This window comes from Microvirga sp. BF8, from assembly GCF_059888585.1.
This window is the reverse complement of record NZ_CM187619.1, coordinates 3,934,972-3,957,808: the sequence shown is the minus strand read 5'-3', so window position 1 is coordinate 3,957,808 and position 22,837 is coordinate 3,934,972. Positions and strand designations below refer to the sequence as shown.

Sequence of the window (22,837 nt, the reverse complement as noted above, 5' to 3'; positions counted from 1 at the left end):
AGGACCTGCAGCATGTTTTCGGTTCTGGTCGCGAGCGGCATCGCGAACGGCCTGCTTTACGGATTGATCGCGCTTGGCGTGGTCGTCCTGGCGAAAGCAGCGGATGCCGTCAATTTCTCGCAAGGCGATATTGTCGCTGGAGGCGGATTCCTATCCTACTCGATTCTGGTGGCATTCGGCTTGGGGGCGGCATCGGCGCTGCTCGGTGTTGTGGTCATCTCGGCCTTGGTCGGAATAGGGATGTACTTTCTGTTGCGGCCTCTCCTGAAGCCGCAACATGCTGCAGCTCTGCTGATTGCAACGATCGGCCTGTCCTTCCTTCTCAAGGGGATCATCCGCATCGTTTGGGGAGGGCAGGGGGATTATCTGGCGATCCCCCCGCTCATCTCGGGCCCGCCGCTCATTCTCTTCGGCGGTCGCGTCATCGTCCCGCTGCAATATCTCGTGATGATGGGCGGCGCGATAATCATGCTCGTGCTCTTCTCCCTCTTCTTCCGCTATACGCGCCTGGGTCTGTTCATGCGGGCCGTCGCCGACAATCCTAGGGCGGCCACGATCGTGGGCATTCCGACATCGCTCGTCCTCTGCAGCGCCATCGTCGTCAGTGTTGTCGTCACCGGGGTTGCCGGCTTTCTCCTGGCTCCTTCGACGCTGCTCTATCCCGATATGGGATTTCCACTGTTCCTAAAAGGGTTTGCGGCGGCGATCATCGGCGGGATCGTGAGCCTTCCCGGTGCAGTCATCGGCGGGATCTGCCTCGGGCTCACTGAGGTCTTTGTTTCCGGCTACATCGCTACCAAGGCGCAGGAGCTTTCCGCTTTCGTCCTGATCTTCATCACTCTCGTCTTCTTCCCACGTGGTCTGTTCGGCGCGAAGCTGCGGAGGTCCGTCTGATGCGCGTCCTGAAATCGCGTTGGTTCATCCCCCTGATAGTCACACTCATTGCTGCGGCGATCGGTCTGAACATGAACCCCTACTTCCTGTTCATGTTCAACCGTATGCTGATCTTCATCCTGCTCATCATCGGGCTGAATGTCCTGATGGGCTATACGGGGCAGCTGTCATTCGCGCACGCGGCGCTCTTCGGCATCGGCGCCTACATCACAGGCCTTCTCCAGCTTCACCTCGGGTTGCCCTTCCCGCTGGCTTGGCTGATTGCGATTGTTGGCACAGTCGCCTGTGGGCTCCTCTTCGCCCTTCCGGCTCTGCGCATGTCAGGCATCTATCTGGCCATCGCTACCCTGGCCTTGGCTCAGGCCGTCCATTGGGTTCTCATCAACTGGACTTCGGTGACCTTTGGAGCAGGCGGCTTCAGAGCACCGGCCATCTCATTGGGCTTCGGTCTCGACAAAACCCAAAGCGCCTTTCTTGTGACGCTTGTCCTGTGCTTCGTCAGCTATGTCCTGGTCGGATCTCTCGTACGCACCAGTTTTGGCCGGCGCTTCATCGCAGTGAGGGATAATCAGATCGCCGCCGCCTCGATGGGCGTCAACGTCACGCGCACCAAAGCCATTGCATTTGCCATCAGCGCCGCCTTCGCGGGTCTCTCGGGCGGTCTTTTCTCTGCGCTGCTCGGCTTCGTGGCGCCGGAGAGCTTCAATCTCGATCAGATGGTTCTGATGCAGATCATGGTCGTAGTAGGCGGCCTCGGAACGATGGGAGGCTCTATCATCGGCCCTGTGATCGTGATCGCGCTTCAGGAATATCTGCGTGACTCGCAAGGCTGGCTCGAAGTTATCTTCGGCGGAATGCTGATCGTCTTTGTCCTCTTCCTTCCGAAGGGCCTGACGCCTCTATTCACGGAACTCCGCAACCGTCGCCGTCGTCAGACCGTCGCCGAGGCGCCGAAAACAGGGGAACGGTTGGCCCAGCTCTCCACGGGAGGCAATAATGCTTGAGGTCAGCCACCTCTCTCTGTCCTTCGGTGGCGTAAAAGTTCTCCAGGATGTCACCTTCGCGCTCGAAAAAGGTGAAATCCTCGGGCTGATTGGCCCGAACGGCGCCGGCAAGACATCCGTCATGAACGTGATTACCGGTATTCACCGCCCGCAAAAGGGATGCGTGAGACTGGACGGGCGTGACATGACGGGTCAGGCGGCTCATGTCATCGCCACCGCCGGGATCCGCCGGACCTTTCAGACGAGCCTTCTCTGCGGTGGTATGACCGTCGTTGAGAATGTCATGCTCGGTGTCGAGCCCGAGATCGGCTACGGCTTCGTGCCTGCTTTCTTCAACACAGCTTCTGTCACGCGCCGGGAGGATGAGGCTCGCCGGAAAGCGATGGAAATCCTGGACTGGGTCGGCATGGCCGCCTTTGCGGACCGCCTGGGAACCAGCCTTTCCTTCGGCCAGCAAAGGCTGGTCGAGATTGCTCGCGCCCTCGTGAGCCAGCCCAAGATCCTGCTTCTGGATGAGCCTGCAGTCGGACTGACTGCTCCCCGTGTCGACGAGCTGACCAGTAAGATCAAGCAGATCCGGAAGACCTTCGGCACGACTGTCCTTCTCATCGAACATGTCATGCAGCTCGTCCTGAACTCCTGCGACCGCGTGATCGTCATGAGCGCGGGCAGCGTGATCGCCAATGGAAAGCCCGAGGCGGTCACGGCCGATCCTAAGGTGATCGAAAGCTATCTCGGGCGGGGATACTATGCTGAGAGCTGAGAACATTGAGGTTTGGCGCGGCCAAACGCAGGTCCTGAGCGGACTGAGCCTGTCCATCCGCGAAGGTGTCGTGACAGCCCTCATGGGAGGAAACGGCTCCGGAAAGTCGACAACGCTTTATGCGCTCTCCGGATTGGTGCCTCTTAAGTCCGGCGAAATCTACGTCGGTGATCGACGGCTGACGGGTGCCGGTCCAAGAAAGGCAGTCGAGGCCGGGATCGCCCACGTCCCGCAGGGGCGCGAGGTTTTTCCGTCCCTGACCGTTCGCGACAATCTCATGGCCGGAGCTGCGACCGTCTCGAGCAGCAGACTACGGGCGGAGAGAATGGATCGCGTATTGTCGATCTATCCGATGCTGTCGCAGAAGCTCAAGCGTCCGGCCGGAGCCCTCTCGGGCGGCGAGCAGCAGCAGGTTGCAATCGGCCGTGCCCTCATGAGCGACCCGAAAGTCATCATGATGGATGAACCGTCCGCAGGATTGTCGCCGACAATGGTCGATACGCTGATCGATACGATCCGCACCCTGGGCGAGAATGGCCTGACGGTTCTCCTTGTCGAGCAGAATGTCGGCGTTGCCATCCATTCGGCCGTTGATGCCATCGTGCTGAAGGCTGGAAAGATCGCTCTCAGCCGCCCTGCCGAAGAACTCTTGCGGGATAAGTCGCTGCTTGCGGCCTATCTGGGCCACTAGGACTGGATCGTATCCATGAGGTTTCACGGAAAAGTCGTGGCCATTAGCGGCGCAGCCGGCGGAATTGGGGCCATGACCGCAGGCAGATTTCGCCGGGAGGGGGCCGAGCTGATCCTTATCGATCAGCCAGGCGAGGCGCTGACAGCCCTCGCTGCGGAATTGGGCGCCAAGCGCATCGTCCATTGCGATCAGACGCAGAGCGAGCAGATCGTCCGGGCCTGCGAAGAGGTCGGGGAAGTCGACATCTTCATCAACAATGCCGGGGTGATTCTGCGAAAGCCGCTGTTCGAGCACAGCTTTCAGGACATCGATTCGGTCTTCGGCATCAACACGATAGGCTCCATGAAGCTGGCAATCGGTCTGGCGCGCAGGATGCGCAAGAGCACCGGTGGGCGCGGTGGCGTCATCGTCAACGTTGCGACACAGCATGCCTTCGGCGGCGGTGGCGGACGGGCCGTCTATGCGGCGTCGAAAGCCGCGATCGTGCAGTTCACCAAGGCTTCCTCGGTTGAATGGATCGAGGAAGGTATCCGCGTTTGCGGCGTTGCTCCAGGACCGGTTTCTTCTCCGATGACAGAGGTGGCGCGGCAATCCCCTGAATATGTCGCTCAGGTCGTCGCGCGCATGCCGGTCGGCCGCTTCCTCGAAATTGGGGAGATCGCGGACATCATCCTATCCGTCGCGGCACCTGAAATGTCGGCCCTGGTGGGGGCGACCGTCCTCGCCGATGGCGGTGGAACCTTGAGTTAAATCGCTGTTCAGTTGCTAAGTGTCTCGCAGGGAAGTCGAATGATGTCCGCCCACGAAAAATACCCTAATGTCTTCAAGCCTTTCCGCATCGGCAATGTGAGCCTTCGCAACCGTATTTTCCTGCCTGCCCATACCACGAATTTCGCCGAGAACTTCCTGCCGACGGATCGGCACCTCGCCTACCTCCAGGAACGGGCGAAGGGTGGCGTGGCACTGATCTTTCTCGAGCCTTTGCGCGTTCATCGCACGTCACTTGGCCGCGCGGGCGGCCTCTCGGGCGGGGAGCCCGCAGCGGTGCCGATGCTCCGTCGCATCACGGATGCCATCAGGAGCGAAGGTGCGCACGCCTTTACCCAGATCACCCATACCGGACGCCATTCCGATAACTTCACCGAGCGCCTGCCGGCTTGGGGCCCCTCGCCCGTTCCATGGACGACGAGCGGCGAGATTCCCCATGCGATGACCCGCGCGGAAATGGACGAGGTCAGGGAGGCCTATGTCAGCACCGCCCTGCTTGCCATCGAAGCGGGCTTTGAGGGCATGGAGGTGCATTTCGGGCACGGACATCTGCTGCACCAATATCTGTCGCCGGCATGCAACTTCCGGACGGACGATTATGGCGGCAGCTTCGAAAACCGCATGCGCTATCCCCTCGAGATTCTCGACGCTGTTCTTGGAGCCGTCGGCGACAAGGCTGAGGTCGGAGTCCGTGTGTCCGTCGCAGACCTGATGCACGGAGGGATGACGCCGGAGGAGAGTCTGGAGATCATCCGGCTCGCCGCTCAGCGATCCGGCTGCGCGTTCATCCATGCCTCGGTCGCCGCCTATCATTGGCCAAGCATCGGGCACCATGTCGCGGACATGAGCTATCCCCATCATCCGTATCTCGAAGAAACAATACGGCTGCGGGACGTGATCGGCGAAACCCCGCTCATTACCGTTAACCGCTACACCTCGCTGCGGGATTGCGAGGATGCACTCACTACCGGTAAGATCGATATGGTGGGCATGAACCGCGCTCACATGGCCGATCCACGCATCATCGAAAAGGCGTTGGCGGGCGAGGAAGACAATATCCGGCCCTGCATCTCTTCGAACCACTGCATCGGCCAAATCGCCTTTCATCGCCCGATCGCCTGCATGATGAACCCGCGCTCCGGCAAGGAGCGGGAATGGCCCGAACTGCCCGAGAAGACGGATGATCCCCGGCGTGTTCTGATCGTCGGTGGCGGACCTGCCGGCCTCGAAGCAGCCCGTGTTGCCGCGCAGCGCGGACACAAGGTGACCATATGGGAGGCCGCCGGCGAACTCGGTGGGAAGCTCCAGGTTGGCGGCCTCGGTCACAGACGGGGCGACCTGAACAGAATGCGCTCCTATCTTGTCCAGCAGGTTCAGAAAACGGACACTGAGATAGAACTCAACCGCCATGCCACGGCCGAGGGCATTGCTGCCTTTGCTCCCGACGTACTCATTCTAGCAACCGGTGCTCAGGATGAGCCTCTCCCTCCCGGGATGGACGGACGGATCGAAGAGGCCATGCTCGATGTCGGTCAGCACTGGCAATCGCGCCAAGTTGCTATCTGCGATAAGTCAGGCTCGTGGGCGACCCTGTCTGCCGCCGAGACCCTGGCAGCACGCGGCGCTGCCGTCACGGTCTTCTCCGCACCGGACAGTCCCCTTTGGGACGTCAATATCTACAGCCGGATGATAGCCATGGAGCGTCTGGAAGAGCAGGGGGTCAAACTTCGGCCCGGTCATGCGATAAAGTCGATCCAGGATCGGCATGTGCACGCCCGCAACAAGTTCACTGCGGAGACAATCGCCTTCGGTCCTTTTGACGACATTCTGTTCGCATCCCGCGGCATCGGCGCCTTTGTCCTGCAGTCCGAACTTGAGCGATTGGGTGTTCCTGTAGCGGTCGTTGGCGATGCCCGTGCGCCTCATAGCCTGTTTGAAGCAATCTACGACGCTCATGCCGTCGCCCGTATGACCTGATCTTAGGAGAAAGCCATGTCGACTCTTTACACTGCCCGTGCCACTGCGTTCAGCGGTCGCGAGGGGCGCGCGGTGACGGATGATGGTGGGCTGGACGTGCAACTTGTGCGGCCCCGCGAGATGGGCGGGCCCGGCGTAGGTGGAACGAACCCGGAGCAGCTCTTTGCCGCAGGGTATGCCGCCTGCTTCGGCGCGACATTGCAAGCGCTCTCGCGGCCACGTAAGCTCACCCTGTCCCGCAACGAGGTCTCGGCCCATATCGGGCTTGTGAAGCGTGAAGAGGGCGGGTTTGTCCTTTCCGCGGAACTTGACATTGTTCTATCCGGCCTGTCGCCTGAAGAGGCCGCCAGCCTGGTCTCGGACGCCCATAACGTCTGCCCGTATTCCAACTCGATCAAGCAGACGGTGGATGTCGTCATTCGTCACAGGATTGAGTGAACGCATCCACGCGCAGACTCCATAGCGGACGAGACCATTCGCGTGGGCTTATCTGTATCCGGTCTCCCAGTGCCGAAGCATTCGCTGAAACGGCCATTCCAGACCATCGATCCTTGGGCACGCTCGTCCCATCGGGACCGGTGCGACTGGAATGGAGCAATCGTAGGTCAGAAGCGGGCGCTGATGCCGAACACCGGACCGTGCTGGATGATGTCGAATTCATAGCGCCGCTGGCCTTCGCCCTGCGCGTAGTCGACCGACAAGGCGCGATAGCCGATTATCCCCGAGAAGGTGATGCCATTGTAGGTGCCGAAGTCGAAGCCGTAGCCGCCAACGGCCTGCCATGAGAACCTGCTGCCGACGCCGAACCCGCCGATGTCGCCGCGCAGGAAGAGTTCGTGGCCCGGCGCCACGGCATAGCGCACGCGGGCGCCGATCACGGGATCGAGCCAGTCGACGGACCCGGACCGGGCGAAGGCCCGAGCCCCCGCCAGCTCCAGGTCGCCGATGTCGATCGCACCTGCTGCGGCGAACGACAGATCCGCTTCCTGATACCAGTAGCGGGCGCCGCCGAGGACGTCGAAGGCCAGCGGACCGGAGCGCGCAACCTCGTAGGCGGCGCCGACCTCGGCGATGGCCATCGTAACATCCAGACCAAGGGACGTGCCGAGCGTTCCCGTCACACCGGGCGCCAGCGCGCGGGTGCGGATGTTGCCGCCCTCGAGCCCGACCTTGCTCCAGACCAGGTCGCCGTAAAGGGCGAACGGGCCGCGGCGGGCCTCGAAGGTACCCATGAGGGCCAGGAGCGTGTCGCTCTTCTCGACGATGTCGATGAAGCTCGCATCGACCTTGACGCTTCGTCCCCGGACCGTCTGGGTACCGTTCATCGCGGTGAGCCAGCCGTAGGGAACGAACCGGAAGGTCCAGCCGGGTGGAGAAACGGGTGCGGACCCGACAGGATTTGGCGCAGGAGCGAGATCCGCGGCCCGTGCCGCCTGGCTGGCTCCCCCGGCCAGGCAAGACAGCACCGTGGCGCAAGACAGCGCCCATCGTGAAAGGCAGTCCATGGACAACCCCTTTCGGGTCCTGTGATCCAGCCCCCGGCCATTGCAGCCGAGGCTGGGTCCCGCGTCAAGGCGCCGGCGAGCGTGGCCCGGGTCAGCGGTGCACTCGCGCCGCGCCCGCGGCTTGCCAGCCCGGCTGTAGGGCGTATCATGCTCCCAGAAGTTAAAGTCCTGCGTAGGACCTGAGCTCCCGACGATCCGCCTTGGTTCGACAGCTTTGTCGACGTTGCTCCTGTGCCGAGTGGTTGCGTAACCCAAGGGAGGAGCCGATGGATACCTGTAAATCCGTTGCGTCCGCTCACGCGACCCGGCGCGCTCCGCTGCCGGGGCAGCAGGGACGCCGCCATGTCGTCTCTTGAGCGTCACGAGCTGAGCGCCGATGCCGACCCTCGGTCCGGCATGGTCTGGATTGCCGGCGGCACGTTCCGGATGGGCTCGGACAAGCACTATCCCGAGGAGGCGCCCGTTCACCGGGTCACCGTCGACGGCTTCTGGATCGACCGGGCGCCCGTGACCAATCGGGATTTTCGCCGCTTCGTGGCGGCGACGGGCCACGTCACCGTCGCGGAGAAGCCTCCCGATCCGAAGGATTACCCGGGCGCGCTGCCGCACATGCTCCGGGCAGGATCGTTGGTGTTCACCCCGCCGAACCATCCAGTCACTCTGAACGACTGGAGCCAATGGTGGACGTTCCGCTTCGGAGCGACCTGGCGCAGGCCGTACGGCCCTGGCTCCTCGATCAAGGGTCTCGACGACCATCCCGTGGTCCATGTCGCCTACGCCGACGCGGAGGCGTACGCGGCCTGGGCCGGCAAGAGCCTGCCGACGGAAGCAGAATGGGAGGTCGCCGCCCGAGGCGGGCTCGACGGGGCCGAGTTCGCCTGGGGCGACGAGCTGGAGCCGGACGGGCGGCAGATGGCGAACTTCTGGCATGGCCGGTTTCCGCACCAGAACCTCTCGCCTCATGCCTACAAGCGCACCACGCCGGTCGGTACGTTCCCGCCGAACGGCTACGGCCTCGTCGACATGATCGGCAACGTCTGGGAGTGGACGAGCGATTTCTACATGCCCAGGCATCCGGCCGATGCCGCGCGGCCGTGCTGCATCCCCGAGAATCCGCGCGGCGGACGCGAGCAGGACAGCTTCGATCCATGCCAGCCGAAGATCCGGATTCCGCGCAGGGTGCTGAAAGGCGGATCGCACCTCTGCGCCGAGAATTACTGCCGCCGCTACCGGCCCGCTGCCCGCCACGCCCAGCCCATCGACACCTCGACGAGCCACATCGGCTTCCGGTGTGTCAGGCGAGAGTCCCTTGAGACCTGAAAGAGGAGGCTACTCATGCACCACGGAGTTCCCACGGAGGCGCCGAAGCCGGCTACCACAAACCACGAGTCCTGGCTCAAGGGGGCGTTCGCCGGTGCGTACAGCGCGTCGCGGACCGCATTTCTCGGCGCCACCGCACTCATCTCCGCCACCGCCTTGACGCCGGCCGCCGCCCAGGCGCCGTCCCGGCCGAACATTATCTTCATCATGGGCGACGACATCGGCTGGAACAACATCGGCACCTACAACCAGGGCATAATGTCAGGACGGACGCCCAATCTCGACCGGCTTGCATCCCAGGGCATGCGCTTTACCGACTATTACGCCGAGGCGAGTTGCACAGCCGGACGTGCCAACTTCATCACCGGACAGTTGCCGATCCGCACCGGACTGACTACCGTCGGGCAGGCCGGCTCGCCCCTGGGCATGCCGGACGAGGCGCCGACCATCGCGACGGTGCTCAAGTCGATGGGCTATGCCACCGGTCAGTTCGGCAAGAACCACCTCGGCGACCTGAACCGCTTCCTGCCGACCGTGCACGGCTTCGACGAGTTCTTCGGCTATCTCTATCACCTGGATGCGATGGAGGATCCTTGCCAGCCGACCTATCCGCAGGCGCTACGGGACACGGTCGGTCCCCGGAACATGATCCACGCCTTTGCGACCGACCGGGACGATCCGAGCGAGCAACCCCGCTGGGGCCGGATCGGCAAGCAGCGGATCGAGGATGCCGGCCAGCTCTGTCCGAAGCGGATGGAGACCGTCGACGACGAGATTCTCGATGCCACTCTGAAGTTCGTCGACAAGGCCCGCGGCGAGAACAAGCCGTTCTTCGTCTGGCTCAATCCGACCCGGATGCACGTCATCACGCATCTGTCGGAAAAGTACCAGGCGATGCGCACGCCGGAGAACGGTTGGAGCATCTATGAGGCCGGGATGGCGCAGCTCGATGACGTCGTTGGTTCGGTCATGAAATACCTGGACGACAATCGCCTTGCGGACAACACCATCGTGGTCTTCACGACCGACAACGGGGCCGAGAATTTCACCTGGCCCGATGGCGGCCAGACGCCGTTCGCCGGCGGCAAGGGAACCGCGCTCGAGGGTGGCTTCCGCGTGCCGGCGATCATCCGCTGGCCCGGCAAGGTGCCCGTGGGCAAGGTCGAGAACAGCATCATATCGGGTCTCGACTGGTTCCCGACCCTCGTCGCAGCGGCCGGCAACTCGGGCATCACCGACGAGCTCAAGGCCGGCAAGAAGATGGGCGACATGACCTACAAGGTCCATCTCGATGGCTACGACCAGACTGCTCTCATCACCGGCCAGGGCCCGTCGAAGCGACACGAGATCTACTATCTCACGGAGTCGACGCTGAGCGCAGTGCGGATAGACGACTTCAAGTACCGCTTCACCGATCAGCCGAATGGCTGGCTGGGTGCGACGCAGAAGGTCGACTGGCCGATCCTGGTCAATCTGCGGCTGGACCCCTACGAGCGCACGGGCATGCCTGACGGCAAAATCGGATCGCTCGGCTACTACAACTGGTACGCTTACGAGTTCTGGCGCTACGTCTTCGTGCAGCAGGAGGTCGCGAAGGCCGCCCAGAGCTTCATCGAGTTCCCGCCGATGCAGAAGGGCGGGAGCTTCAACATGGAGGCGGTAAAGGAGCAGATCGAGAGATCTGTGCAGTCGCGCCAGGCCAACTAGGCCTGCAACCCGGATGGTAGCGGGCGCCCCGCGAAAGGGCGCTCGTTCCCGAGGCGATTCCGTGCCCTCCGCCCGTCACAGGATCCGATTGCGGAAAGCAGTCAATGAGGATGCGGGAACGGCTGTGTTGGTCGGGCTGCCCCAGGGGGTCGGGATCACCGAGTGCCCCGGCGGGAGGAACGGGAGCGAAGGTCCTGTCAGGAGGCCATTGAGTATGGCGACGACGTGGCCCTGCCGGCAGTCGAGCACCGGCGCCCCGGAGGTGCCGCCGTTGAACAGGAGGCGGTTGGACCCTTGAACCTCAAGAAGCGCCAGGCCAGCAAACCTGCCGGCGGGATCGTCGGTCGTGCGGATGATTCCGCGTGCTGCCTGCATCCTTCCGCCGGGATAGCCCAGAACAAGAACAGTCGCGCCTTTTGGCAGCGTTTGCAGCTCGATATCGAGCATCTGCGCCTCCGGGAAGGGTTCCTGCAATTCGAGGATTGCGACATCCTCTGCCGTCCTGGCTCCGCTCGCTTGACCTTCAGCGGATCGTCCCCGAACGACGACGCGCAGTTTGGCCTGGGTGATCGTGTCCGGCTCGCCCTCTCGCGTGGCTTGGCGCAGTTCTACATCCTGCCATCCTTCAGCGGGGAGTTCGTTGGCGAAATGCGCTGCGGTGACGAGGATTCGTGGCGAGGCATAGAACCAGGCTGTTGCGCGCTCCCCGATGACTTCCTTGCCTGCGCCACCCGGCCTCGGCTTGTCGTAATACCAGGCAATGCTGACAACGGAACGGGCCAACCCGGACGAGTCGACACAGGGGGTGGCAGGCTCCTGCGCCTCAACCCGCACGGTGGCCCCGTCAAAGCCAATGACTGGAAGCAGCGCCAGACCGGCGGCGCAAAGCTTCGCCCGGACCTGCAATGGCGTACCCATGCATTTCCCCGTTGTCCGCTGCTGGAACTGCGGAACAACGAAGGCGACGCCGACGCAACAGATCCAGGAGTTCCCTCTCAACTCAGGATCGATTGGGGCGGTTCCAGCGTGGCCGATAGAGCTTCACACGCCTGGCATCTGTTCAGGCGATGGCAAAGGAGGCATCCATGTCGCTTCGTCTGTACCGGCTCGGACTTCTCACCCTGTTCATGGCCTGGATCTCCGCGGCGGCTGCACAACCCGATCCGCTGCCATCCTGGAACAACGGTCCCGTCAAGCAGGCCATCGTCGACTTCGTCGGGGACGTCACGCGCGATGACGGTCCCGGCTTCGTGCCGCCGGCCGAGCGTATCGCCGTTTTTGACAACGATGGCACGCTCTGGGCGGAGCAGCCGGTCTACTTCCAGTTCTCCTTCGCGTTTGACCGTGTGAAGGCGCTGGCACCGCAGCACCCCGAGTGGCAGGACGCACAGCCGTTCAAGGCGGTGATCGAGGGCGACGCGAAGGCATTCGCCGCATCGGGCGAGAAGGGAGTCCTCGAAGTCGTGGCTGCCAGCCACGGCGGCATGACGACGGACGCGTTCGCCAGGATCGTATCGGACTGGCTGGCCTCGGCCCGCCATCCGCGCTTCAACCAGCCTTACGACAAGCTCGTCTATCAACCGCAGCTCAAACTCCTCGCCTATCTGCGCGCCAACGGCTTCAAGACCTTCATCGTCTCCGGCGGCGGTGTCGAGTTCATGCGCGTCTTCGCGGAGCGGGCCTATGGTATTCCGCCAGAGCAGGTGGTGGGATCGTCCGCCGTGACGAAATTCGAGACAGGCGCCGACGGCAGGCCGGAGCTCATCAAGGAAGGCAAAGTCGAGTTCGTCGACGACGGTCCGGGCAAGCCGGTCGGAATCAATCGCTTCATCGGGCGCCGGCCGATCCTTGCCTTCGGCAACTCCGACGGCGACCACCAGATGCTGCAATGGACGGCGGCTGGAGACGGTCGCCGCTTCATGGGCATCGTCCACCACACCGACGGCGACCGTGAATGGGCCTATGACAGAGCCTCGCATATCGGCCAGCTCGACAAGGCGCTCGATGAAGCCACTGCAAAAGGGTGGACCGTGGTCGACATGAAGCGGGACTGGAGGACGGTGTTCGCCTTCGAACCGAGATCCCCCTGAACGTGCGATGAGGATCACCGCAACGACAGGAGACAAGTGAGCAAGGATCAGACTGGGCGAGTGCCCAGATAGCGCGCGAATGTGGTCCGGCCCGAGGGCCCAAACAGCACGACGTCATAGGTGTCCGGCGCCATGCCCGCCATCTCCATGCCTGGAGATCCCATCGGCATTCCCGGAACGGCCAACCCATTGGCTTGGGGCCTTTCGGCCAGCAGGCGCTTCACGGCGTCGGCGGGCACGTGCCCCTCGATCACGTAGCCCTCCACCTCGGCCGTGTGGCAGGAGGCGAGATCATCGGGCACCCCGAGCCGGTCCTTCACCCGGTTCATCTCCGGCGTCTCCCGGACTGCGACGGGGAAACCGGCGGACTTCAAGTGGTCGACCCAGCCGGAACAGCATCCGCAGGACGGGTCCTTGTTCACCAGGACGTTCGGCAGACCCGCCTCGGCGAAGGCGGGCCTCATGGCAAGGACTGCGCCCGCGGCGCCGAGGACGGTCAGGAAACGGCGGCGGTCGAGCATGAAATCCTCCTTCAGGCGGCGGACGGGGTGTAGCCCGCTTCGCTCACGAGCGCGTTGATCGAACGCAAATCGGTGCTGCCGACGACGGATACAAGCTTGGAGGCCGGATCCGCCTCGACGCGTGTGCCCGGCAATCCGGTCTCGATGGCCTTCTTGATCGCGCTCGCGCAGTGGCCGCAGGTCATGTCCTCCACCCGCAGGGTAAGAGTGGACGGATCACGGCCGACGGCCTGGATGGACTGGGTCTGGTAGGTGCTGCATCCGCACATGGTGTGCTCTCCAGTTCGGGATGACGATGGGCATTTCCTGCACCTTCCCACGATGGCAAGGTCAAGCGCTTGTTTCGCGAACCCGGCCTTGGCGGCGTTCGCTCTCCTGGGAACCGAACCGCGGCGCTGCCGTTGGCGGAGTGGCCCCAGGAAGGTGTTGTGGCCTGTCTTCGCCTCACATTCCGTCTCCTGACGGTCGCGATACTGGCGCATGCTCCGGTGTGGGCTTCCGCCCGCCATGGGACACGCCCGGCGCGCGTCAGGCGCCGTGCCCTCACGGGCCATGACCTCACTGGGCCTGGAATTGAGGGAGACCCTATGCACCAGATATTCCAAGAGATGCGGGATCGTCGAGTCCCTGCGCTGGTCTCAGACCCGCCTCGGCCTGGCAGTGACCGACTGCCTCGAGCAGATCGGCGATATGCGGGAGCGCGTCGACCAGTGGCGCCGCCGTGCCAAGAGCTGCCGGATGGCGGCCTGATCCACACCGAGCCTCAAAAAGGAGGATAACGACATGTCCAAGTACGTGCGTTTCGGCGTGATGATCGTGACGTCCACCGTCGTGATGTTCGGGCTGATGTACCTGAACGTCTACAGCGCCGATCACATCTACTGGAGCCAGACGAGGGCCTACATGGCCCTGATCATGGGCGCGACCATGGCCATTATCATGCTGGCCTTCATGCTCGGCATGTATGCAAACACCAAGGCCAATCTCGCCATCTTCCTCGCCAGCGTGGCGGTGTTCGCGATCGCCCTCTACCTCGTCCGCAGCCAGGACACGGTCGGCGACGTCGCCTGGATGAAGGCCATGATCCCGCACCACTCCATCGCGATCCTGACGAGCGAGCGGGCCAATATCTCCGACCCGCGCGTTAGAAAGCTTGCCGACGACATCATCAGTGCCCAGCGCCGGGAGATCGATGAGATGAAGGCCCTCATCCGGGCGTTGGAGAACGGCAGCCGGAAGACGTCCGCCGATGCCTCCTAGAACCCATGGCGTCTATGCCCACCACCACGGAGAGAGGCGATGCAAAGCCAGACGCGATCACCGAGGACCGACGACTTCCGCCTCGAGCGCGACGGCGGCAAGCTCATGCTGACCTTCACGCCCGACGGGCGTGTCTACACCTTCTCGATTGAAAACGGCCGCCTGTCGGAGCCCTCCGTGTCGCCGGCCCGCGTGAGCGTCGACGACTTTGTGGAAGACGAGGTTCGCAAGGCCGCGACCGAGCTCGCGCGATTGGCTCTCAAAGGGGGCCCCACGCAGGAATAGACACCGCAATTCACCCGGTCATCCCGTGCCCGGTCAGAGCCGTATCCGGTTCGCGGAGTCAGCGGTTGTCCTGGCTGTCGTCGGCGTCATCATCGTCGCCGGACCCGCCACGCATCATGGGGCCGCCGAGGCCCATCATTCCTCGACCCATCATCCCTTGCCCCATCATGCCGCGGCCGCCCATGCGGACGAGCACCTGCAGCCGTCGTTTCTGAGCCTCGTCGAGTGTTGCATATAACGGTGATGCCGCGTCCGAGAGCTTGCGGATCGCATCCGCTCCCTGGCTCATCCGGTCAGCCATGGCGCGGAGCAGGCCGACCGGATCCCTTGCCATCATCCCGCGTGTCTGACGCATGGCCTGCATATGGCTGAGGTGAAGGGTGGCGAGATTCCGGATCGCGGCTTCGACAGGCGGCCACAGTTTCTCCTGGTCCGCGGTGAGCCTCAACCCGGCGTGGATCGCCGAGATGTGGGCGTCGATGAAGGCGCTCATGTCCTCGGCGGAGAACCGACCCATCGTGCCCCGGCCGGGCCCGCCCATCATTCCTCTGCCCATCATCTGGCCCATGGGCATCTGCATACCGGACTGAGAGGGTGCTGCCTGAGACTGCGCCGGGACGGTCAACTGGGCCTGGGCTACGGCCGTGACGGCCGGGTGGCGCCGATCATGGTCGGCTGGCGTCAGGGCAAGGGCCGGTGCGGCGAGGGTGATCAGGGCGGCGGCGAGAATGGGCGTCTTCATGGCAGGCTCTCCTTTTGAACCCGACTCTCGGGATTGGGAAATGCATGGATGCGCTATCCGTTTCCCTTGTGATCGAGCGCTACGGTCCCGAAGAGGTTAGAGCAGGCGGTGATCTTGGCCCACCAGCAACGGATCAGGGTTTGGCCGTGCACGGGCGGATGGCGTTGCCGATTTCGCTGGCCTGGGAGAGCGGCATGGAGCGAAGCCACCCGTGAACCTTCGCCGTTCCACCGACAAAACCCCAGGCTGAGCCTTTGTTCCAAGATCTTCGTCAGCTTACTGGAGCAAGGCGGACGTGCCATTCTTTGCCCTAATCTCCTGGTCGTGACCTGGACCAGACATGCAGCCGTTTCGATGAAGCCGCTCCGATGCGCTTCGTCCCGCGGCCGGGAATGCAGCGGATCAGTCAGTGTGCGGCGTAGCAGCACTTCCCGTGATCGGCCAGAACGTCGATGATCCGGCATTCGGAAATCCGCTTATGGTCACACTTCACCATGGCCTCAAGCTCATCGCGCAGGGCCATCAGGCGGGCGATCTTGTCGTTGACCTCAGCGAGATGGGATTTGGTGATCTCGTGCACCTCGCCGCAGGAACGGTCCGGCTGGCTTACAAGGCTGAGGAGCTGCCGGATGGCCTCGACCTCAAAGCCGAGTTCGCGCGCGTGGCGAATGAAGTTGAGGCGCTGGACCGCGTCGGAGCCATAGCGCCGTTGCTGGCCCTCGGTGCGGACCGGCTCAGCCAGGAGGCCGATTTGCTCGTAGTACCGGATGGTCGGCACTTTCACCCCGGTCTGCCGGGACAGGCTGCCAATCGTCAGATTCATCACAAAAGCCTCTTGAACCTCTAGTCGCTAGAGGATGTACGGTGCATCCGAATCAAAGTGAAGAGGTTTGTGATGTGTGAGGCGTGCAGTGTGCCCGACACTCCCGAGGAGAGGCCTGAGACCATGTCATCGAAGGAGCAGAGGACCCGCTACCGGGTTACCGGGATGGATTGCGCCTCGTGTGCGGCCAAGATCGACACCGCTCTGCGGCGCGCCCCGGGCGTGGCTGGCGTCAACGTCTCGGTCCCCTCCGGCACCGTGACGGTCGACCACGATGGTACGGTCGTCCCGGCCGCGCTCGCCAAAAGGATCACGACGCTGGGGTACAAGGTCACTGGGCAGGAGCCGGCGGACGTCCGGCGGAAGAGCCATCAAGACCAGGGCCACGAGCATTTCCCCGGCTGCGATCATGATCACGAGCACGGCCACGTTCATGATCACCATGACCCCGATCATGGTCACAAGCATGACGATGATGCTGGGGCCTCCGCAGGCCTGCACGGGCACCTGCACGATCATGGCCGGAGTGATGGCCCGTGGTGGAAGAGCCGGCGCGGCCTCCTGACCATCGCCTGCGGCCTGGCGCTCGTCGCCGCCTACGTCATCGGCCAGCTGCTGCCGGAGACCGGGCACTGGGCCTTTGTCCTCGCCATGGCGGTCGGTTTGGTGCCGATCGCCCGCCGCGCCGTCGTGGCGGCTCGCTTCGGCACCCCATTCTCCATCGAGATGCTCATGACCATCGCGGCGGTGGGCGCGGTGATCATCGGCGCCACCGAGGAGGCGGCCATGGTGGTGTTCCTGTTCCTGGTGGGCGAGCTGCTCGAAGGCGTCGCCGCGGGACGTGCCCGGGCCAGCATCCAGAACCTGACCAAGCTGGTGCCCAAGACGGCCATGATCGAGCGCGACGGCAAGACCGAGGAAGTCCCGGCTGAGAGCCTGACGGTCGGCTCCGTCATCCTGGTCCGCCCCGGTGACCGGATTCCCGCCGATGGCGAGATTGTCTCCGGCGAGAGTTCCGTCGACGAGGCGCCGGTGACCGGCGAAAGCGTGCCCAAGCGCAAGCGCGACGGCGAGACCGTCTTCGCCGGCACGATCAATGGTGACGGCGCGCTGCACGTGCGCGTCACGGCGGCGGCGCAGGACAACACCATCGCGCGCATCGTGCGCCTCGTGGAAGAGGCGCAGGAGAGCAAGGCCCCGACCGAGCGCTTCATCGACCGCTTCTCACGCTACTACACCCCCGCTGTCCTCGTCGTCGGTGCGCTCGTCGCCGTCGTGCCGCCGCTGCTCTCCGGCGCGCCATGGGGCGAGTGGATTTACAAGGGCCTGGCGATCCTGCTGATCGGCTGCCCCTGCGCGCTCGTGATCTCGACGCCGGCGGCTATCGCGGCCGGCTTGGCGGCGGGCGCCCGGCGGGGCCTTCTGATGAAGGGCGGGGCCGTCCTCGAGACATTGGGGACCATAACCGTGGCGGCCCTCGACAAGACCGGCACGCTGACCGAGGGCAGGCCGAAGGTGACCGACATTGTCCCGGTCGCCCGCGCGGAGCGCGAGGTGCTGTCCCTGGCCGCCGCTCTGGAGACGGGGTCCAGCCATCCGCTCGCCACGGCGATCCTGGCGAAAGCGGCGGAGGCCGGCGTGCCGGTTCCGCCGGCTGCGAATGCAGGGGCGGTTGGTGGCAAGGGCGTCACCGGCAGCGTCGGCGGGGTCGCGCTCTTCCTCGGCTCGCCCAACGCGGCCGGTGAGAAGGTGGCGCTCACGGCCGAGCAGACCGCCCTGATCACCGGGCTGAACGAAGAGGGCAAGTCCGTCTCGGTGCTGCTCGCGGGCGACCAGGTTGCCGGCGTACTCGCCATGCGCGACGAGCCGCGTCCGGATGCGAAGGAAGGACTCGAGGCCCTGAGGCGGGCCGGCGTCGACACGCTCATGGTCACCGGCGACAACCGGCGCACGGCGACGGCCATCGCGGCCGGGCTCGGCATCGAGCCCCGGGCCGACCTGCTGCCGCAGGACAAGCAGGCCATCGTCCGGGAGTTGCAGGCCAACGGCCATGTGGTCGCTAAGATCGGCGACGGCATCAACGACGCGCCGGGCCTGGCCGCTGCCGACGTCGGCATCGCCATGGGCAGCGGTACGGACGTGGCGCTGGAGACCGCCGATGCCGCGGTCCTTCACGGGCGCGTGCTCGATATTGCCCGCATGGTCCGCCTGTCACGGGACACCATGGCCAACATCCGCCAGAACATCGCCATCGCGCTCGGCCTCAAGGCCATGTTCCTGGTGACGACCATACTCGGCATCACCGGCCTGTGGCCGGCGATCCTGGCCGACACCGGCGCGACGGTGCTGGTCACTGCCAACGCCATGCGGTTGCTCCGAGCTGGAGGGAAGGTGTAACTCCCTGCAGCATTCCAGCATCTGGCCCGGCGTCCAGCTGATCCTCTCTTCCACCTGCAGAGGGACAAGGAGACCGTCGATGAACGTGGCCGTCAGCCACCGATGGTCCGGAGCCTCGGGCGTATCGACGAGCAGCTCTTTCGTCACAAGACACAAAGGCGCAATCGGGCCGCACGCGGGCGGTGAACGCATGCGGCTCCGGAATCCCGCCTGCGGATATGAGTCATCCGTTACGCGCTACGAAGGCGAAACGCTCGCCCGAGCAACAGCACCGCGATGTTGACAGCGAGTTGCAGGTGCTCAGGCCGTCCGCGGCGCCAAAAGGTTGATCGCGGCTCCCAGGAGACAGATGCCGGCGCCCATGAGGTCCCACCGGTCGGGCCGGACGCCCTCGATGGCCCAAAGCCGGAGCAGGGAGGCGACGATGTACACGCCGCCATACGCGGCATAGGCCCGCCCGGCGGCATCGCTGTCGACGAGCGTCAGCAGGTAGGCGAAGAGAGCGAGCGAAGCGCCCCCCGGAACGAGCCACCAGATGGATTTGCCCAGGCGCTGCCAGGCGCAAAAGGAGAAGCAACCCGCAATCTCGGCGACCGCAGCGCCGGCATATGCAAGAATCGTCATGGGAAGACCCTGTTATGGATCGTCCCGATTGCCAAGCAGTCAGCCATGAAAAGCGCGTCGTGGGTTCGGTCTGCCAGGCGGGCATGATGGAGACGAGCCAAGCCTCCAGTGCGTTGCCCATTCCGGAGTGGACGAGGATGCCGCTGGCGGCAAGAAACGCCACCGAGGTGCTTTGTCCGGTCCGCAGCGAGGCGCGCGTCCCGGTCCCGGAATGACGCGCAAGGAATTCGGTGCATCATTCCATGCAGACCATCGGATCGCATTTCAAGAGCGTGGCCCATCGGGTTGCAGACGCAGGCCTCCGGGTCTGCACGATCCTCTAGGCCGCATGGTCCTTCAGAACCGCAAGGAACGCGTCCGCATAGCGGTCGAGCTTGGCCTGGCCGACGCCGTGGATCTCGCCGAAGGCCCTCGTCGAACGCGGCTTTTTCGCCGCCATGTCGATGAGGCTGCGGTCGGAGAAGATGACATAGGCCGGCACGCCCTCCTCCTTCGCGAGGCGGGTGCGCAGCGCCTTCAGCTCCAGCAGCAACGGATCGTCGCCGGGCACCGCGGCATGAGCCTCGAAGGCGGCGCGCCTGCGGCGGCGTTCCCGCGGCTTCATCAGCACGTCGGAGCGCAGCTCGATCCTCTCCTGACCCTTGAGCACGGCGACGCCCCTGTCGGTCAGTGTCCAGCGCCCGTATTCCGCAAGCTCCAGTCCGACGAGGCCGGCGGCATAGATCTGCCGTAGCAGCGAGCGCCATTCGGTCTTCGAGCGGTCGGCGCCGACGCCGAAGGTCTTGAGCTGGGCATGACCGAAGCGGCGTACTGCATCGGTCTCTTCGCCGACAAGGATGCTGATGAGATGCTCGGTGCCGAAGCGCTCGCCGGTGCGCACGATGGCGGAGAGAAGCTTCTGCGCCTCGATGGTGCCGTCGAAAGACATCACACCGTCAATGCAAAGATCGCAATTCCCGCAAGGCTCCGTGCTCTCGCCGAAATAGGCGAGCAGCGTCTGGCGGCGGCAGTGCGGCGCCTCGCACAAGGCAACGAGCGCATTGAGCCGCTGGCGCTCGACGCGCTTCTGCTCGTCAGAGGATTCGCTGTCCTCGATCTGTTGCCGACGCAGGCGCATGTCGTCGAGCCCGTAGAGGGTGAGCGTGTCGGCGGCAGCGCCGTCGCGGCCGGCGCGGCCGATCTCCTGATAATAGGCCTCGATGGATTTCGGTAGGGCGGCATGGGCGACGAAGCGCACGTCGGGCTTGTCGATGCCCATGCCGAAGGCGACCGTCGCCACCATCACGATGCCGTCTTCCTGCAGGAAGATGTCCTGGTTCCTGGCGCGCTCGGCCTGGGCCATGCCCGCATGGTAGGGCAGGGCACGATAGCCGGCCTGCGACAGCGAATCCGCAAGCCTCTCCGTCGCATCGCGGGACGAGCAATAGACGATGCCGCTCTCGTGGCGATGCTTGTCGAGGAAGGTGAAGAGCTGGCGCTTGGTGTTCTCCTTTGCCTGCATGGCGAGACGCAGGTTCGGCCGGTCGAAGCCATGGATGAAAAGGCGCGGCTCGCTCTCGAACAGGCGATCCATGATGTCGCCCCGCGTCGCCACGTCCGCGGTTGCTGTCAGCGCGATGGTCTGGACGCCTCCCAGGCGGCGGCGGACCTCGCCGAGCATGGCGTATTCGGGTCGGAAGTCGTGCCCCCATTGCGAGACGCAATGGGCCTCGTCGATGGCCAGCAGATCGACTCCGGCCCGCGCGAGCCATTCCGTCGCGTTCGTATTCGCCAGCCGCTCCGGCGAGGCGTAGAGCAGGCGCAGGCGCCTATCGCGGATGGCGTCCGTGACGCGGCGGTTCTCCTCCGCGTCATTGGCGGAGTTGAGGCTGCCCGCCTCGATGCCGAAATGGCGCAGGGCCGCGACCTGGTCGCGCATGAGGGCGATAAGTGGCGAGACCACCAGGGTCAGGCCTTGCCGCACCAGGGTCGGCAGCTGGTAGCACAGGGACTTGCCGGCGCCCGTCGGCATGACCGCGAGGACGTCCTCACCGCCGAGAACGGCACGCACGATTTCCTCCTGCCCTTCGCGGAAGGAGGGGAAACCGAAGACGTCGTGGAGAATCTGTTGCGGATCGATCACGATTGCCGTGTGACTGACGGGCCGGATTCGGTCAATGCGGCATCGGGAATCCGCAAGTACCGGAGCACGCCTCTGGCTGCTGCGACGCCGGTCGCAAAGCAGGCCTGCAGCAGATATCCGCCGGTCGGGGCCTCCCAGTCCAGCATTTCCCCGGCCACGAAGGTTCCGGGCAGACGGCGAAGCATCAGGGTATCGTCGAGTTCCTCGAAGGGGACGCCGCCCGCCGTCGAAATGGCGCGCTCGATCGGCCGGACTCCCGTCAGGACAAGAGGCGCGGATTTGATCAGCCGCGCCAGGGCGCCGGCCTCGGTGGGGAGAGTGGCATCACCCTCGCGCAGGAGGGCGGCGCCGAGGGGCGAAAGACCGGCGGACTTGCGAAGGAATGTCGAAGTCGATTGTCCGCGGCGTGGGGCGCCGAGCCGCTTCTCCAGGCTGTCGACGGAGAGATCCGGGCGCAGGTCGATCCGCACGGTGGCGCGTCCATCCCGGGCGATGGCATCCCGAAGCGGGCCTGAGAGCGCATAGACGGCGCCACCCTCAATTCCATGGGCTGTGACAATGGCCTCGCCCCGGACATGGCGGCCGCCGAAATCAAGCGCGATTCGTTTCAGGGGTTCCCCTTCGAAGCGGCTTCGGATCGCCTCCGACCACGCGATGGCGAAGCCCATATTGGCGGGGCGCAGAGGCGTCACGGTGACGCCGCGCTCTTGGAGAATCGCGGTCCAGTCCCCGGTAGACCCGAGCCGCGGCCAGCTGGCGCCACCAAGTGCGAGGATCACGGCATCGGGTGCATCGAAAGCGGCCTCTCCCCCGGGAAGCGAAAAGACGAGCCGTCCTTGCGGATCCCAGCCGTCCCAGTGATGGCGCAGGGCGAAGCGCACCCCGAGCCTGTCAAGGCGTCCGAGCCAGGCACGCAAAAGCGGCGAGGCCTTGAAGGCCTTGGGAAAGACCCGCCCGCTCGACCCGACGAATGTTTCCTGCCCGAGCCCGTGGCTCCAAGCGCGCAGATCGCCAGGCCCGAAGGCTTCGAGCAGGGGGCGCAGGGCGGGTTCCGATTCGGCATACCGGCCTGCGAAACGCACAAAGTCCTCGCTGTGGGTGAGGTTCAGCCCTCCCCGCCCTGCCATAAGGAGCTTGCGGCCCACGGACGGCATGTGATCGTAGACGGTGACGGACACCCCTGCCTTTGCCAGAACTTCTGCGGCGATCAGGCCCGCGGGGCCTCCGCCGATGACGGCTGCACGAGAGGAGGAAGGAGGCATGCGATGAGCTGACGCGGGAGGCATTCTGGACCCTCGACCGACGACATGGCATGCAGCGGGACGGTCCGGTCGTGCTCCACAT

Annotated in this window: 23 protein-coding genes; 14 read left to right on the top strand and 9 right to left on the bottom strand. The window is 64.4% G+C overall.

The window, feature by feature from the left end; translation table 11 throughout:
• The first annotated feature begins 12 nt into the window (after nucleotides 1–12).
• The 7 genes from AC522E_RS18660 to AC522E_RS18630 are packed head-to-tail and all read left to right on the top strand — an operon-like array spanning nucleotide 13 to nucleotide 6,535.
• Nucleotides 13–894 (top strand): branched-chain amino acid ABC transporter permease, encoded by an 882-nt coding sequence (locus AC522E_RS18660; RefSeq protein WP_500747727.1) that lies wholly within the window; start codon nucleotides 13–15, stop codon nucleotides 892–894.
• Nucleotides 894–1,898, top strand: a complete 1,005-nt coding sequence (locus AC522E_RS18655) for a branched-chain amino acid ABC transporter permease (RefSeq protein ID WP_500747726.1) — start codon at nucleotides 894–896, stop codon at nucleotides 1,896–1,898. The genes AC522E_RS18660 and AC522E_RS18655 overlap by 1 nt, the downstream gene beginning before the upstream one ends.
• Nucleotides 1,891–2,661 (top strand): ABC transporter ATP-binding protein, encoded by a 771-nt coding sequence (locus AC522E_RS18650; protein ID WP_500747725.1) that lies wholly within the window; start codon nucleotides 1,891–1,893, stop codon nucleotides 2,659–2,661. The genes AC522E_RS18655 and AC522E_RS18650 overlap by 8 nt, the downstream gene beginning before the upstream one ends.
• A complete protein-coding gene (locus AC522E_RS18645; RefSeq protein WP_500747724.1) occupies nucleotides 2,648–3,352 on the top strand; it encodes an ABC transporter ATP-binding protein in 705 nt (234 codons plus the stop codon). The genes AC522E_RS18650 and AC522E_RS18645 overlap by 14 nt, the downstream gene beginning before the upstream one ends.
• Before the next feature lie 15 nt (nucleotides 3,353–3,367).
• Nucleotides 3,368–4,102 carry an SDR family NAD(P)-dependent oxidoreductase gene (locus AC522E_RS18640; protein WP_500747723.1) on the top strand — a complete coding sequence of 245 codons (735 nt, stop codon included), beginning with the start codon at nucleotides 3,368–3,370 and terminating at the stop codon, nucleotides 4,100–4,102.
• Nucleotides 4,103–4,141: 39 nt separating this feature from the next.
• Nucleotides 4,142–6,097: an oxidoreductase gene (locus tag AC522E_RS18635; RefSeq protein WP_500747722.1), complete on the top strand. Its 1,956-nt coding sequence runs from the start codon at nucleotides 4,142–4,144 to the stop codon at nucleotides 6,095–6,097.
• 15 nt (nucleotides 6,098–6,112) lie between these two features.
• The gene (locus AC522E_RS18630) at nucleotides 6,113–6,535 is read left to right on the top strand and encodes an organic hydroperoxide resistance protein (protein ID WP_500747721.1); all 423 of its coding nucleotides are present in this window, start codon (nucleotides 6,113–6,115) and stop codon (nucleotides 6,533–6,535) included.
• A gap of 167 nt (nucleotides 6,536–6,702) precedes the next feature.
• Here AC522E_RS18630 and AC522E_RS18625 read toward each other — a convergent pair whose 3' ends face one another.
• Nucleotides 6,703–7,602 carry a hypothetical protein gene (locus AC522E_RS18625; RefSeq protein ID WP_500747720.1) on the bottom strand — a complete coding sequence of 300 codons (900 nt, stop codon included), beginning with the start codon at nucleotides 7,600–7,602 and terminating at the stop codon, nucleotides 6,703–6,705.
• A 342-nt stretch (nucleotides 7,603–7,944) separates the two neighbouring features.
• On the opposite strand from AC522E_RS18625, the gene AC522E_RS18620 reads away from it, so the two are divergent.
• Together AC522E_RS18620 and AC522E_RS18615 are read left to right on the top strand one after the other, a co-directional pair.
• Entirely contained in the window at nucleotides 7,945–8,922 is a 978-nt protein-coding gene (locus AC522E_RS18620; RefSeq protein WP_500747719.1) for a formylglycine-generating enzyme family protein, read from the top strand.
• A 15-nt stretch (nucleotides 8,923–8,937) separates the two neighbouring features.
• Complete coding sequence (locus AC522E_RS18615; protein WP_500747718.1) at nucleotides 8,938–10,629, top strand: arylsulfatase; 1,692 nt, start codon at nucleotides 8,938–8,940, stop codon at nucleotides 10,627–10,629.
• Between the two features lie 75 nt (nucleotides 10,630–10,704).
• Here the strand turns inward: AC522E_RS18615 and AC522E_RS18610 are convergent, their stop codons facing one another.
• The gene (locus AC522E_RS18610) at nucleotides 10,705–11,547 is read right to left on the bottom strand and encodes a S1 family peptidase (protein WP_500747717.1); all 843 of its coding nucleotides are present in this window, start codon (nucleotides 11,545–11,547) and stop codon (nucleotides 10,705–10,707) included.
• 167 nt (nucleotides 11,548–11,714) lie between these two features.
• On the opposite strand from AC522E_RS18610, the gene AC522E_RS18605 reads away from it, so the two are divergent.
• Nucleotides 11,715–12,719: an HAD family hydrolase gene (locus tag AC522E_RS18605; protein ID WP_500747716.1), complete on the top strand. Its 1,005-nt coding sequence runs from the start codon at nucleotides 11,715–11,717 to the stop codon at nucleotides 12,717–12,719.
• A gap of 47 nt (nucleotides 12,720–12,766) precedes the next feature.
• On the opposite strand, the gene AC522E_RS18600 is transcribed toward AC522E_RS18605, so the two are convergent.
• Nucleotides 12,767–13,240: a DUF411 domain-containing protein gene (locus tag AC522E_RS18600; protein ID WP_500747715.1), complete on the bottom strand. Its 474-nt coding sequence runs from the start codon at nucleotides 13,238–13,240 to the stop codon at nucleotides 12,767–12,769.
• An 11-nt stretch (nucleotides 13,241–13,251) separates the two neighbouring features.
• A complete protein-coding gene (locus AC522E_RS18595) occupies nucleotides 13,252–13,509 on the bottom strand; it encodes a heavy-metal-associated domain-containing protein (RefSeq protein WP_500747714.1) in 258 nt (85 codons plus the stop codon).
• A 514-nt stretch (nucleotides 13,510–14,023) separates the two neighbouring features.
• On the opposite strand from AC522E_RS18595, the gene AC522E_RS18590 reads away from it, so the two are divergent.
• Both AC522E_RS18590 and AC522E_RS18585 read left to right on the top strand, forming a co-directional pair.
• Complete coding sequence (locus AC522E_RS18590) at nucleotides 14,024–14,500, top strand: DUF305 domain-containing protein (protein ID WP_500747713.1); 477 nt, start codon at nucleotides 14,024–14,026, stop codon at nucleotides 14,498–14,500.
• Between the two features lie 39 nt (nucleotides 14,501–14,539).
• On the top strand, nucleotides 14,540–14,785 hold the full coding sequence (locus AC522E_RS18585; RefSeq protein WP_500747712.1) for a hypothetical protein: 246 nt from the start codon (nucleotides 14,540–14,542) through the stop codon (nucleotides 14,783–14,785).
• Nucleotides 14,786–14,843: 58 nt separating this feature from the next.
• Here the strand turns inward: AC522E_RS18585 and AC522E_RS18580 are convergent, their stop codons facing one another.
• Both AC522E_RS18580 and AC522E_RS18575 read right to left on the bottom strand, forming a co-directional pair.
• Nucleotides 14,844–15,527, bottom strand: a complete 684-nt coding sequence (locus AC522E_RS18580) for a Spy/CpxP family protein refolding chaperone (RefSeq protein ID WP_500747711.1) — start codon at nucleotides 15,525–15,527, stop codon at nucleotides 14,844–14,846.
• Nucleotides 15,528–15,933: 406 nt separating this feature from the next.
• Nucleotides 15,934–16,350, bottom strand: a complete 417-nt coding sequence (locus AC522E_RS18575) for a MerR family transcriptional regulator (RefSeq protein ID WP_500747710.1) — start codon at nucleotides 16,348–16,350, stop codon at nucleotides 15,934–15,936.
• A 123-nt stretch (nucleotides 16,351–16,473) separates the two neighbouring features.
• On the opposite strand from AC522E_RS18575, the gene AC522E_RS18570 reads away from it, so the two are divergent.
• Nucleotides 16,474–18,747 (top strand): heavy metal translocating P-type ATPase, encoded by a 2,274-nt coding sequence (locus tag AC522E_RS18570; protein ID WP_500747709.1) that lies wholly within the window; start codon nucleotides 16,474–16,476, stop codon nucleotides 18,745–18,747.
• A gap of 300 nt (nucleotides 18,748–19,047) precedes the next feature.
• On the opposite strand, the gene AC522E_RS18565 is transcribed toward AC522E_RS18570, so the two are convergent.
• Nucleotides 19,048–19,371, bottom strand: a complete 324-nt coding sequence (locus AC522E_RS18565; RefSeq protein ID WP_500747708.1) for a YnfA family protein — start codon at nucleotides 19,369–19,371, stop codon at nucleotides 19,048–19,050.
• 14 nt (nucleotides 19,372–19,385) lie between these two features.
• Between AC522E_RS18565 and AC522E_RS18560 the strand changes: the two genes are divergently transcribed.
• On the top strand, nucleotides 19,386–19,586 hold the full coding sequence (locus AC522E_RS18560) for a hypothetical protein (RefSeq protein ID WP_500747707.1): 201 nt from the start codon (nucleotides 19,386–19,388) through the stop codon (nucleotides 19,584–19,586).
• Between the two features lie 104 nt (nucleotides 19,587–19,690).
• Here AC522E_RS18560 and recQ read toward each other — a convergent pair whose 3' ends face one another.
• Nucleotides 19,691–21,493: a DNA helicase RecQ gene (gene recQ / locus AC522E_RS18555; RefSeq protein ID WP_500747706.1), complete on the bottom strand. Its 1,803-nt coding sequence runs from the start codon at nucleotides 21,491–21,493 to the stop codon at nucleotides 19,691–19,693.
• On the bottom strand, nucleotides 21,490–22,755 hold the full coding sequence (locus AC522E_RS18550; protein ID WP_500747705.1) for a BaiN/RdsA family NAD(P)/FAD-dependent oxidoreductase: 1,266 nt from the start codon (nucleotides 22,753–22,755) through the stop codon (nucleotides 21,490–21,492). The genes recQ and AC522E_RS18550 overlap by 4 nt, the downstream gene beginning before the upstream one ends.
• Nucleotides 22,756–22,837: the final 82 nt, after the last annotated feature.

Bases quoted from the DNA above. Each gene is read 5' to 3' on its own strand.
- AC522E_RS18660 (WP_500747727.1), top strand. From the start codon at position 13: ATGTTTTCGGTTCTGGTCGCGAGCGGCATCGCGAACGGCCTGCTTTAC.
- AC522E_RS18655 (WP_500747726.1), top strand. From the start codon at position 894: ATGCGCGTCCTGAAATCGCGTTGGTTCATCCCCCTGATAGTCACACTC.
- AC522E_RS18650 (WP_500747725.1), top strand. From the start codon at position 1,891: ATGCTTGAGGTCAGCCACCTCTCTCTGTCCTTCGGTGGCGTAAAAGTT.
- AC522E_RS18645 (WP_500747724.1), top strand. From the start codon at position 2,648: ATGCTGAGAGCTGAGAACATTGAGGTTTGGCGCGGCCAAACGCAGGTC.
- AC522E_RS18640 (WP_500747723.1), top strand. From the start codon at position 3,368: ATGAGGTTTCACGGAAAAGTCGTGGCCATTAGCGGCGCAGCCGGCGGA.
- AC522E_RS18635 (WP_500747722.1), top strand. From the start codon at position 4,142: ATGATGTCCGCCCACGAAAAATACCCTAATGTCTTCAAGCCTTTCCGC.
- AC522E_RS18630 (WP_500747721.1), top strand. From the start codon at position 6,113: ATGTCGACTCTTTACACTGCCCGTGCCACTGCGTTCAGCGGTCGCGAG.
- AC522E_RS18625 (WP_500747720.1), bottom strand. From the start codon at position 7,602: ATGGACTGCCTTTCACGATGGGCGCTGTCTTGCGCCACGGTGCTGTCT.
- AC522E_RS18620 (WP_500747719.1), top strand. From the start codon at position 7,945: ATGTCGTCTCTTGAGCGTCACGAGCTGAGCGCCGATGCCGACCCTCGG.
- AC522E_RS18615 (WP_500747718.1), top strand. From the start codon at position 8,938: ATGCACCACGGAGTTCCCACGGAGGCGCCGAAGCCGGCTACCACAAAC.
- AC522E_RS18610 (WP_500747717.1), bottom strand. From the start codon at position 11,547: ATGGGTACGCCATTGCAGGTCCGGGCGAAGCTTTGCGCCGCCGGTCTG.
- AC522E_RS18605 (WP_500747716.1), top strand. From the start codon at position 11,715: ATGTCGCTTCGTCTGTACCGGCTCGGACTTCTCACCCTGTTCATGGCC.
- AC522E_RS18600 (WP_500747715.1), bottom strand. From the start codon at position 13,240: ATGCTCGACCGCCGCCGTTTCCTGACCGTCCTCGGCGCCGCGGGCGCA.
- AC522E_RS18595 (WP_500747714.1), bottom strand. From the start codon at position 13,509: ATGTGCGGATGCAGCACCTACCAGACCCAGTCCATCCAGGCCGTCGGC.
- AC522E_RS18590 (WP_500747713.1), top strand. From the start codon at position 14,024: ATGTCCAAGTACGTGCGTTTCGGCGTGATGATCGTGACGTCCACCGTC.
- AC522E_RS18585 (WP_500747712.1), top strand. From the start codon at position 14,540: ATGCAAAGCCAGACGCGATCACCGAGGACCGACGACTTCCGCCTCGAG.
- AC522E_RS18580 (WP_500747711.1), bottom strand. From the start codon at position 15,527: ATGAAGACGCCCATTCTCGCCGCCGCCCTGATCACCCTCGCCGCACCG.
- AC522E_RS18575 (WP_500747710.1), bottom strand. From the start codon at position 16,350: ATGAATCTGACGATTGGCAGCCTGTCCCGGCAGACCGGGGTGAAAGTG.
- AC522E_RS18570 (WP_500747709.1), top strand. From the start codon at position 16,474: ATGTCATCGAAGGAGCAGAGGACCCGCTACCGGGTTACCGGGATGGAT.
- AC522E_RS18565 (WP_500747708.1), bottom strand. From the start codon at position 19,371: ATGACGATTCTTGCATATGCCGGCGCTGCGGTCGCCGAGATTGCGGGT.
- AC522E_RS18560 (WP_500747707.1), top strand. From the start codon at position 19,386: ATGGATCGTCCCGATTGCCAAGCAGTCAGCCATGAAAAGCGCGTCGTG.
- AC522E_RS18550 (WP_500747705.1), bottom strand. From the start codon at position 22,755: ATGCCTCCTTCCTCCTCTCGTGCAGCCGTCATCGGCGGAGGCCCCGCG.